The 12107-nt window shown below is 39.1% G+C and carries 7 protein-coding genes; 3 read left to right on the forward strand and 4 right to left on the reverse strand.

All coding sequences use genetic code 11. The features are described from left to right. Nucleotides 1-165: 165 nt before the first annotated feature. Together DSM106972_RS35445 and DSM106972_RS35450 are read right to left on the reverse strand one after the other, a co-directional pair. Complete coding sequence (locus DSM106972_RS35445; protein ID WP_127085098.1) at nucleotides 166-945, reverse strand: RNA polymerase sigma factor SigF; 780 nt, start codon at nucleotides 943-945, stop codon at nucleotides 166-168. Nucleotides 946-1399: 454 nt separating this feature from the next. Then, nucleotides 1400-2230: a photosystem II manganese-stabilizing polypeptide gene (locus DSM106972_RS35450; RefSeq protein ID WP_127085099.1), complete on the reverse strand. Its 831-nt coding sequence runs from the start codon at nucleotides 2228-2230 to the stop codon at nucleotides 1400-1402. Nucleotides 2231-2602: 372 nt separating this feature from the next. Between DSM106972_RS35450 and DSM106972_RS35455 the strand changes: the two genes are divergently transcribed. After that, a complete protein-coding gene (locus tag DSM106972_RS35455; protein WP_127085100.1) occupies nucleotides 2603-2911 on the forward strand; it encodes a hypothetical protein in 309 nt (102 codons plus the stop codon). A 74-nt stretch (nucleotides 2912-2985) separates the two neighbouring features. On the opposite strand, the gene DSM106972_RS35460 is transcribed toward DSM106972_RS35455, so the two are convergent. Further along, on the reverse strand, nucleotides 2986-7959 hold the full coding sequence (locus tag DSM106972_RS35460) for a WD40 domain-containing protein (RefSeq protein ID WP_127085101.1): 4974 nt from the start codon (nucleotides 7957-7959) through the stop codon (nucleotides 2986-2988). Nucleotides 7960-8143: 184 nt separating this feature from the next. Beyond that, on the reverse strand, nucleotides 8144-9508 hold the full coding sequence (locus DSM106972_RS35465) for an ATP-binding protein (protein WP_127085102.1): 1365 nt from the start codon (nucleotides 9506-9508) through the stop codon (nucleotides 8144-8146). A 643-nt stretch (nucleotides 9509-10151) separates the two neighbouring features. Between DSM106972_RS35465 and DSM106972_RS35470 the strand changes: the two genes are divergently transcribed. After that, on the forward strand, nucleotides 10152-10985 hold the full coding sequence (locus DSM106972_RS35470) for a cell division protein FtsQ/DivIB (RefSeq protein ID WP_127085103.1): 834 nt from the start codon (nucleotides 10152-10154) through the stop codon (nucleotides 10983-10985). 68 nt (nucleotides 10986-11053) lie between these two features. Then, a complete protein-coding gene (locus tag DSM106972_RS35475) occupies nucleotides 11054-11725 on the forward strand; it encodes a hypothetical protein (RefSeq protein ID WP_127085104.1) in 672 nt (223 codons plus the stop codon). The last annotated feature ends 382 nt before the right edge of the window (nucleotides 11726-12107 follow it).

Consider the following 12107-nt stretch of genomic DNA (forward strand, 5'->3'; position numbering starts at 1 on the left):
AGGTGAAATCTCATTCCGTTATAACCTAACTTTGAATAATTCAGTAGTCCTAAATGTCACTAATATATAAGTGATAATACGTATTTTTATTGAAGAGCAAGGCGGGTTTACCTAGTATTTACTTAGCTCATACTTATTAAACTATTAGGTAAACTTTCACCGCCTCTACTCTACACCCATTAAGGTTTTCAGCGAATCTAGTCCTTTTTTGACTCGACGAGAAACCGTAACAACACTAATTCCCATGCGTTCTGCAACTTCTTTCTGCGTCAAATCGTGTAAAAACACAAATTCTAGAACTTCACGAGTCCGCTGTTCTAATTGAAGCAGTGCTTGTTGTAAACGGATTTGGTCTTCTTGTGCGAGTTGAAAACTGCGGTAGTTGCTATCGGGTACCAATTCCCCCAAGCTCGCGGCGCCTTCTTCACCGTCTTGTACTGGTACATCTAAACTTAAAGGCGCCCGATTTGCCCAAGCAAGCTTAATTTCTTGCCATTCTTCAGTCGAAATATCGAGTGCTGCTGCTACTTCAGCATCCGTTGGTTGGCGATTATACTTCTCACGTAATGAACGCGACACTCCTATTGCTTGCTGCTGAATAGCTAGCCAGCGACGGGGAATTCTAACCGTAACACCTTTGTCACGTAAATAGTGCTGAATTTCACCGCGAATATAAGGAATTGCAAATGAACTAAAAGCATGACCTTTAGATATTTCAAACCTTTCAATCGCACGAATTAACCCTAAACAACCTACTTGGAGCAAATCCTCGTAGCTTTCTTGGCACTGATTAATCCAGTAGTGAGCTTCTCTTCTGACTAGTCCAAAGTTCAGTTTTACCAGTTGATTACGAATGTCAGCACTTTTGTCTCGCTGATAGGAGCGCAACAACTGCCAGACTTCTTGCTTCAGTTCGTTGGAGTTTGTTGTAACTAAGGTAGGCATTGGCACCGCGTTCATTATTTGGTTTATCAAACAACATCAAAACTTGTGTTGCACATTTATTAGTAGACTTCGACAGCTATAGATTGAAGAAGTACATAGCGCCAAGATATAAAATTTGTTACTGAAACAGGAACCGAGATAGTACTTAATTTGTGCTGTGGATGCCTGAGAAAAGCATCTGTATGTAAACCGATAATAATCAATAAACGTTTCTAATATTAAAAATTTTTTATCAAGAGAAATACTGAGTTTGTGAGAATTTGTTGATACCGACTTTAAGTTGAATTCACACAAATATATTATTTCTTCACAAAATAATTGAGTATTTATGCTCTCTTGTGCAACAGGCATACGAACTGTGTCCCCAAAACAACAGGCGCCTGACCATAAAGCACAGGCGCCTGAAATAAAATCACAGGCTCTTGGATGCCTGTGCCACAATACTATGAATTATTTAAGCTTTTGGCTCAATGCGACCGTAGAATATGCCGCGAATCTTAACTTCTTTAGGGTCGCCAGAACCTAAATCGGTGTCAGAAGGCTGTATGCTCTCAAAGGTACCAGCAATTTCACCGCTATTGCTATTGATTTTTGCAACAGATAAAGAAACGTTTCCTTCGAGAACTTGCGCGCGCTTAACGTTTTCACGAGTTAGTTCTTCAGCATCTGAGCGTGCAGGTAATGCAACGGCGTTATCGTAACCACTAGCAACACCACGACCTTTAGGGTCAAGGAAGGTGGCGCCACGGTAAGAAGGAACGCGGAACGAACCTTCAAAGTCAGTGGAGGTGTTAATACTGGTCAAATTAGGCTGGGTTGTAGCAACTAATCCTTTTACTGTAAAAAGGAACGGAATGAGTTCGCCACCAGGTAATTTAACTGTGGTTGCTTGGAAATCAAACCCGTCTTTTTCTATAAAGGTCAAACTACCATCAGGATTCACGTTTACGTCACCCTGAATTTGGTCGAGTGATGAAGTTTTACGAGTCACTAGTTTACCTGTAATAAATTCAGCTTGTTGACGTTTATTAGTTGGTTCTTCTTTTACAAAGTAATTAGTCGGTTCCAAGCACAGTTCTTTGAGGACGTAAGACTGGCTCTTATCAATGGGAATAGAACCTCGACTAGTTTCGCTTAATTGGGGGCATTTATTTGCTAAACCAGTGCCTCGAATCTGTTCGTAGGTTAGAGTGCCTGTACTAGCAGACGCAGGACCATCACTACAAGCAGTTATAAAGCCTAAGCATAATGCTAAGAATGTAACTATTAAACCGCGATACCTCATTGTCAACCTCAATGTCAAAAATTAATAAACGTCTTGCAACACGGCGCCAGTTTTTCACCAGCGCTTTGCTACACGGCTAAAGAGAAAATATTAAATTCTCATTTGTTAAGGATTTTACAAAATTATGGCTGCACTTGGAAGTGTTTCATACATTCGTTAATGTTTAATCGTAGAGAATCCTTACTGACTGGCGCCTTAAAGCCTGTTTACAAATCTTCATACTATGAGTTAAGAAACCGGGTAACTTCTACGAAACCCGGTTTCTTTGTTCAATCTTGTAATAAAAATAACGATTTTGCGTGGAAACGGGGTTTGTTTATGACGAATTTTTCTGTGGCAAGAAGCTAGAACTCGGCTAAAGTGGATAACCATATGAGTACTAGTAATAATTTTGAGTCAGTAATGTTATCCTACAAACTTCAAGCTATTAATGTAGCGGTACACGATGCTGTAACGGTTTGTCAAGGGGATACTATCCAACTTTTGGCGTTACTACGTCAATTAGAATCTTTACACCGTGAAATCCGCGAGGGTCCTTTTCAAGCGAATTTACCAGAAAATCGTCAAGCGCTTTACGCTCTATTACGGGAAATCGAATCTGAGGGAGGTTGGCCCTATATCGAACGCATGAAGTTACAAGCTTTTCTCAAGTTCTTAGAACAGGAGGAAGAAGACAAATAATGCCATTTTAGGTTTTAGATTTTGGATTTTAGATTTTAAATTCAATCCAAAATCCAAAATCCGTAATCTAAAATCTACTTGACACCTTCACAAAGATTACGGTCACGTGCATCAACGTTACGGTTGTACTTGAGATAATCTCCTACCCAGCTACATCCACGTTTTAATAAATCGTTTAAATCTAAATTCCACAAAATAATTGTTTTGTCTTCGCTTGCAGATGCGAGTGTTTGACCGTCTGGACTCCAAGCTGCGCTTAGTACTGGTGCATTATGTCCATTAAAGGTTTTGATGAGTTTACCTTCACGACTCCATAGTTTTACTGTGCTATCCCAACCTGCTGCTGCTAAAACTTCTCCGTTGGGACTAAAGGTTACTGAGTTGACGCTATCGCTATAACCTCTAAGCAAGGTTTTGAGTAATTTACCATTCCAATCCCATAATTTGACTGTGTTATCCCAACCAGCTGATGCGATTATTTTATCGGTAGGACTAAAGCTTGTGCCTAAAACCCAGCTATCGTGTGAGGTAAGGGTTTTTAATAATGTACCGTCTCGGCGCCAAAGTTTGACGGTTTTATCATCACTAGCTGAGGCAAGAATTTTTCCATCCGGACTCCAAGCGACATTATTTACCCAACCATTATGTCCAGATATCGTTTTGACGTTTTTGCCGTCACGGTTCCACAGTTTAATGGTTTTATCTTGACTCGCTGATGCTATAAATTCTCCATCCGGACTCCAAACTACGCTTCTAACTTTATCAAGATGTCCCGTTAAAGTTTTAACTAATGACCCATTTAAATTCCAAATTTTAGCGGTTTTATCATGACTTCCAGTCACAACAAATTTTCCAACTGGGTCAAAACTGACGCTTTGAACTAAGTCTGAATGTCCAACTAAGGTTTTGTCGAGGCTTGTGCTAGAAATTCCATCCTTTTTATTATGTTTCCATAGCTTAACGGTGTTATCTCGACTTGCCGATGCTAACATCTCACCGTTCCGACTCCAAACAACACTTGTAACTCCACCTTCATGGTTCTTTAGAACTGGTAATGAAGTTGATGCTAAATTCCATAACTTTATACTTTTGTCCCAACTGGCAGATGCGAGTGTTTTTCCGTCTGGGCTAAAAGCAATACTAGAAACAGCATCGTTGTGACCTTTAAATGTTTCGACTAACCGACCGTCAATACTCCACATATTAATTGCATTATCATCTCCAGCAGATGCTAAATATTTACTGTTTGGACTAAAGCTCAGATTCCAAACTGTGGCAGTGTGATTACGTAGTGTTTTTTCTAACCGATAATCAAATGGACGTTGTGCATTATTACCTACTTTACGCCAAAGCTGCACGGCGCCTGTACGATTTCCTAATACTAAGTATTGACTATCTGGACTAAATGCTACGGATGTTACACCTATAGAATTTTCTGGCAGTGTTGTTACTAAACTTCCATCTCTGTTCCAAATTTTGACTGTTTTGTCTTGACTCGCAGAAGCTATTAATTGACCATTCGGGCTAAATGTTACCCAGTTAATTTCTGCTGTATGTCCACGTAAAATTCTTACTAACTCACCATTAGAACGCCAAATTTTGATTGTACTATCTGCGCTACCTGTCGCTATTAACTCACCGTCAGGGCTAAAGTTAACGCTGTAAATACCTTGCGAATGTCCATCTAATGATTTATATGGTCGTGTTTCAAATTCGCCGTTTTCTTTTTGGCGCCACAGCTTTACAGTATTGTCTAAGCTGGCAGATGCTAATGTTTTCCCATCGGGACTAAAAGCAATACTAGTAACAGCAAAGTCATGTCCATCAAGAGTTTGAACTAGCGTACCATCTGGGCGCCAAATTTTGACCATCCGGTCAGTACTACCCGAAGCAATTAATTTACCATCTGGACTATAAGTAACACCCCAAAGAACATCTGTATGCCCTTCCAGACGGTTGATTTCTTTAACTCCATACACTGCTTGCTGTAATGCTGTGACTACACGCGAAGAAGTATCACCTTGAACTCCATTCGATTGTTTAAGTTTTCGCCAAGCTCGTAAACTCTCAATCAAAGCATCAAATTCCTTGGAAGAAGCAAACAAAGCTTCGCTTGCAGCAGTAATTGCACTTATTCGTAAGTTATCTTCGCTACGTTCGGCACGCACGCGATTTAGAACAGCCGCACGCTTTTGAAGGTCTGCTTGCCACCATAAACCACCAATTGAGGCAGTACAAAACAACAGTGCCACACCAGCCACTCTTGCTTCGCGTAAGCGTCTTTGAAGTACTAAAGTCAGTTGTTCTTGACTGAGTTTTTGAGCAACTTCAGCACGAGTTTTTTCAAATCTGACCTTTTCAAGTTCAGCAACAATGCCGTAGTTATTTTTTTGACGAATAGGCTCAACTAAATAATCATGAACAAGCTGGTAGCGGTCGCCAGATTCTTCACGCATTCGCAGTACTAAACCACTGCCGACTAAAATATCGAGTATTAACTCCCAATCAGAATCTAAATTAAATAACGTCTCAGCACTTTTGGTTAACGCAACTGCAAGCTCAATTTTAGTTCTGAGTGGTCGCGTACCTTTTTCATCGGTTAGTTCAAATAATAATTTCCAAGTTAGCTGCTCGTTTTCTCGACCACAGTCTTTAATAACCTCCGTCAACCAACGTTCTACTAACTTCGATGAACCACCAGATTCTTTATACTCTTCGAGAGTTTTAATTTTTTCGGCTTGAAGTTGGGCGCCAACTATTTGCAATTCAATCGGGTGAACTTGCTCAACTTCTGTCGCTAAATCTTGAACTAACTGATTAATTAAATCATTACTTAGTTCATAGTGTGAGCGAGAAGTCAAAATATCAATAACGCCAATAGCATCCTGAACTGAGAAATTCCCTAAATAATAACGAATGTCTTTATCTAATATATTTTTATTAATTACCCCTAAATCGTATGTGTTACGGTTGTTTTCGTTACACAGACGCTCAAACTCTAATAAATAATGTAAATAATCTTCACGAAGCGAAAAAATAATCTTGACAAAAGGAACATTTAGACACTGACTAACAAATTTATAAAAATGAATTCTTTGACTTTGCTCACGAACAGCGAAAAAGAATTCTTCTAATTGGTCAAAAATTAAAACAACTGTATAATTACGTTCTGCTAATTCCCGTAGCTTGGCAAGTATTATCGACGTTGAAAATTTGATTGATACCGATAAATCTGTTTGCGCTAATGCTTGATTAATATTTCGACCTAATACTGTAATCCAATCGCTATATACCGATAAAACAATTGGTATGGCAATGCGGTCGCCAATTACCTTTTCTGTTAAAGTTGGGACTAACCCAGCACGCAACAGCGAACTCTTACCAACACCGCTTGGCCCATGAACAATAGTTAACTTACAGTCTGTACGCCCTAAACGTCCAATTAAATTATTAATATCTTTTTCTCTTCCAGATGCAGCAATTTCTTGTGCTACTTCTTCGGGTATATAAGAAATTCTTGATTGGTTAATTGAAGTACACGCGACCACATTCCCTGTCGAACCATTTACTTTGTAACGTTGTGGTTGCAGCGTAGTGGCGCCAATAAATGCTCGCAATCCATACTGATGTTCTACTTGAACTTTTTCTTGCTTCAGGTTGAAAGCTTCACTATAGTTATGACGCTCAAAAAAGTAGAGTGAACGTAATTCTTCAACTATCTCTAAATATAAAGATGGCTCATACTGTACCTCGCAAACAACCTTTGCCCACTCCAAATTATTTATTGCCTCTTCCCACTCTCCTAAATGACGTTGTGCGCGTCCTAACAATAAAAGATACCAACTTTCTTGAGCGCGTGAGACATTTACAGAAACTTCTGCAATAGTCCGGGCTGTATTCGCCAATTCATATGCTTGTAGCCAATTTGACCGTGAAGCCGCAACAACTGCTAAAAATCCATATGCTTGGGCTTCAGAAGCTTTATCGGGGTAGATGGCATATAGCTCTAATGCTTGAGAAGCATAAGTATGTAACTCATCCCATGCTTCTATATGCTTCAGCATTTGTAAGAGCGGAGGTATAAATTGAGCTACTTTATCTTGGCGCCCAATTGACTCAAATGTTGAAAGTGATTTTTTAAACCAGACAATTCCTTCAAGCCAGTAGCTGCGATTCAATGCCGGACGTAAATCTGCCATTCGCCCATAGCATAAGCCAAGGTGGAATAACACTATAGCCTTATAAACAGACTGTGAGAATGTGAAAGTGTGGTTTTCATCGTCCCAAAGAGCCAAAGAGTGCTGGTAATGAGATAGCGCTTCTTCAACTTGGTCATTAATATAAGCGTTATATCCTGAAACAAATTCTAAACAGCGGTTCAGTTCTGGTTCAAGTTGAATATTGTATATGCGGAGTAAGTCTTCGCGTGCGGTTTCGATTTCTTTTGAACTATCCAGGGATGAAACTTTATCAAGGCTGTGGCTTTCATCCGTACTATTAAGAATATAATTAAATAAAAATTCAGTATTTTTACGGATTAAAGCTATTAACTCCTCCTTTGTCATTTCAAACTTAATCGTGGTTGCTGCCCAACTTTTAAAGTCAGGTGCAAGTCGTGACAATTGAGTAGCTACTTCATCTTTAAGCCATAACACCAAAGGAAAAGGAAAAGTATCAGCATAAATATCGCGTGCTTGGTTTAACCCAGTAAGTAAATCATCAATTTTGACAACCGATTCAAGCCCAAACACCATTAAAGCTTCGGGTAAAGCATCACCAGCAACAGCAGGAATATCTAAATATAAATCTGAAATTATTGTGTTGTGTAAATTTGCGGTTGTCAAAGCAGAAAGCTCTAGCTCACGTAAGTAAATGTCTTTAGTTAGTGTGCGTAAGTTTTCTAAAACTGATGTACGTAATTGTCCGTAGTTGCATCGGACTAATATTAGGGCAAATTGACCTTTAGAAAGCGCAACCGCTCGAATTAGACGTTGTAATGAACGATGATTCGCATTGGCGATTGCAGCCGTGAACTGCCACTCTGTCATAAAACTAAAACCGGGCTAAAAAGAATTATGTTCACCAAAACGCGGAAACTAGATTTTGGCATTGTAGGCGTTGGAATGGATACTGTGTAATTACGGAGTCTTTAGAAGGCTTTCTCTTCCGAACGCATTAAATACAGTAAAAATACTTAGGAATGTAGAGACCGAATATGTTCGGTCTCCTCCGCTACAATTCCAAAGACGCGACATGTCGCGTCTCTACAATTTGTCTTTGCCACGCTTGTACTTTTTCGGTTTCAGCTAGTGCTGGACTGATACCAAACCAACGTCCTGTGGCATCGCGGTATTCAAAAACAAACATGCTTCGCAATAGTCTTTGATATTCAGATTCGCCTTTAAGGCTTTGCTGATTAACTACTTCGTAGAGTAATTCCCATTCTTCTTCGTTTATCGCTAGCAGTAAATCGTCGCGATAATCTTTGATTACAGACTCTAAACAATCAGGTGAGAATGGAGGGTCTTGACGTTGTAAACAGCTATAAAGCAATCCTAAAAGATTACGAATATGACCTCCACTCACACGGCACAACCTATCCAAAGTTTCAGGCGCCTCAAATAATTCTGTAACTAAGTTTTCACGAGCGTTCCAGGCAATTTCGGGGAATGCTCGCGCTAACACAAGCTGACGTAATAAGGACATTCCTGGCTCGTAATCACTGCCTGAACGCTGTCTTACTAACACCATTGGCAGTACTTTTGGCGCCACCCCACCACCCAAACGGTTTTTCAGGGTTTCGTATTCGTTTGAGAAAATCAGCGCTAATGGAATTGTGTACACAACATGACATTTCAGGCGCCGCAGTTGTTCACCTCGGTCGATAAATAAATATTCGGGTTGCGAACGTCCCGATGGCATTGGTCGCATGTCAACTCGGTCTAAGTTATCAACTATTACAACCAATCCATTTTGACCTCGCATTTTAAGTTGCTCGTTAGCTCGGTCTAATAATTCGTCGTTGATTGCTTGCAATATGCTATTTGTACGAGGTTCAAGATATTGCCGCAATTGGGAGCGCATCTGTGGACTATCTTTTGTCTTGGCGCTAATTTTTGCAATTCCAATTGAAAATTCTGCTTCTGTGGAAATTTCTAGCGGAGTTTGCAAGAATTCACCGATTTCTTTGAACAGGTTGCTGAAGTATCCTGGTTTCGTTTTGATCCCAACTGCTTCTAAACTGGCGCCTACCTGACGGGCAATACTAAGCAATATATCGCTGACATCGATATCCGCCATGTCTAAATCTTGGCTTGATTCAAAATAAACTACATGAAAACCCGACATTTCCAGTTCAGTTTTCAACCGTTGTAACTCTGTTGATTTTCCACAGCCAATATGACCCGTAAATAGCTGACATGTTGGATCATCCGGAGAAATACGGACTATTGTACGTTGTAATTCCTCTACTATTTTACAACCACGTACATCAGAAAAGTCTATGTAGTACCGTCTGTCAGTGGCATCACCCATAACCAGTGTTTTGCTAGGGTTACAGGCTTTAAAGAAACGCGATAAGTTTATTGTTGTTCTCATGTAGATGCAATGTATAAGTATTTCTATTTACAGTACTTTTACGTATATATGCTCTAGGTAAGTGTTTTAACTTACGATTTTACGGAGGCAGTGGCGCCGTTTGTAGCAGAGCTATTATGTAAAATTCTTAGCCGCAATGAGGTTATCCCTGATAAAAAACAAGTGAATAATCATTTTTACACTCGCCACCTCGGTTTTGACAACGTATAAATCCAAAAATATTACTGACAGTGAGCGTGACTATACTTATAACACTTTGTCAACCATCCAGGAGTATATATTTAAGCGTTATATATTGCAATATTTTAATTAAGGCGCCTTAATTAATTATTCTTTCAAGAATATTTTTATGCATGAAGCGTGTTATTCTGTCAATACCTTGGATGTAGCTTATTTTCAGTATGATGGTTTACACCCCACGGTCAAAAAGCTACACTTAGTGCAAAATTAACGCTGCACACTTTAGGAAGGTACGAGCAAGCGTATTAGGGTGGATATACTAAATAGCACGGGTATTCATTAAGAGTTTTGATGTGCCTATTTCAAAAGTTAAAGTCAATCTCGCGTGCTAAAATCGCGCGAAATAATCGTGGCTGACAATTGCCGATATGAATAGATTCGCTCATGTGTGGAAGGGGTTTGAATGGCTGATACAGCATCAGTGTCTCGCACAGATTTAGAAGGTAGACGAAAAAAACTAAGGAAGCAGCGACGCAAAAAGATTATTCAAACTGTCTGGCAAAGCTTTGCTCTTGTTTCTCTTACAGGTGGTTTGTTATGGGCAACTGTTCAACCAACCTGGTTAGTTAAAACTGAACAAGACGTTAAAGTTTCTGGTAACCAATTACTTTCTGCTGACAAAATTCAGTCGCTGTTGCCTTTGTCTTATCCGCAATCAGTATGGAAAATTGAGCCATCACATATTGCCCAATCGCTACAAAAGCAACCATTGATTGCACACGCTTCGGTGACTCGTCGCTTGTTTCCACCAGGGTTAATTGTTGAAGTAATTGAACGAGTCCCTGTTGCCATCGTGCAAAAAACTCAAGCTTCGGACGAAAAAACTCCATTGTTGTTGCTTGATGCAACAGGTGTACTAATTAATGTTGATACAAAAAATTTGAAAACGCTTAAAGCAGGATTACCCAATCTTAAAGTAATTGGTTCTCCCGACCAATACCGGGAGTTTTGGGGGATGCTTTACGAAGCGGTAAGCCAAAGTTCTGTCGAAATCACCAAAATTGATTGTCAAGATTTGACCAACGTGATTTTAACAACTGAAATTGGGCTTGTACATCTAGGCGCCTTGGGGCCTCAACTAACCGAGCAAATCAAAGTTCTTGCACAAATGCGACACCTGCCTGCAAAAATAAATACAAATAAAATACAGTATATAGACCTTACAAATCCTAATTTACCAACTATGCAACTTCAAAATAGTACAAAAGAATTGATTACTCCTCGTGCCAAACGCTAAAATTTAGAATCAAAAGTTGTTAAATTAAAATGCTTTACTCTTGTTGTAGCGAGCAGGACTTTTTATGAGTGAATATACTTGGCACAATTATTTTACCAATGGAGTTGAAAACAGGTATTGTTGTTTTAACGCCCTGCAAGGAGAACCGATATAAACCTGTACAAGAAACAAGTTACTATTACCCTGTTGTTTTATTTCACAACTGGTTCACACGCACTATAGATGTCAGACAGTTTGATGATAGTGTCTTTTGTGAAGGTACTCCTTGTACTGTCACATTGTTACAGCATCAACAGGCTTGTATTAAGTTTTGTATTGTTTTGTCAAAAGTATATGGGAGGCACCAACATGATATTTTACAGATAAAGGCTGATGTGTGGAATCATAATTTATTGTATTCCTTAGCAGTAAGGCTACTTGACTGTCAAAGTAGGACAAATGTATTTTTGAAGATTTTTGGTAAAAAGCTTATACATAAGCATATTAACGTAATATATGAAACTCATTTATACATATATATACGTGAAATTTTGGAATCAGCAGTGCATTATTTGTTGCTCCTTAACGATGTAGTAGGGAAGCCAGATAGCGATTTAAATATCATGTTGAATGAATTTTATTACGCTTGGTTTAGGCTTGAAAACATAATAAAGGGGTTTAAAATAATTGCGCTCAGTCTGGGTGTATTACATGAAAATCTTTTAAATCTACGCAAATACAGATTTTTTGTAATGGAGTGAAAAAACAACAGATGCAGATGTAAAATTAATGACATCTCAAAAATTACTTCTTTAAGATGCACAGGTCAGTAACAACGCCAAAATTATACGGAGCAGTAAAGGTAACATAGCAGTGAAGTAATTAGCGTCACTGTTAAAGTTATACATAACACTCATAAGGTAAATACTAGGTATACTTCTTTAAAATTAGTTGTGCGATTGAGTGGGAGAAGTTAAGAGTAAAGCTCAGAAAATGCTAGTTTAATGCCAGCAGGTATGGGTATATCCGACATTTATGTTGGAATTCTGACTTGAATCCGCTCATCAAAGCTTCTGTTGTAAAGGAAGTTATGACAAGAAAAAACAATGCTTATCCATGATGGTTGGCTCACACTATAGTTGA

Origin of the sequence: Dulcicalothrix desertica PCC 7102 (assembly GCF_003991905.1) — a bacterium.
Lineage (GTDB): Bacteria > Cyanobacteriota > Cyanobacteriia > Cyanobacteriales > Nostocaceae > Dulcicalothrix > Dulcicalothrix desertica.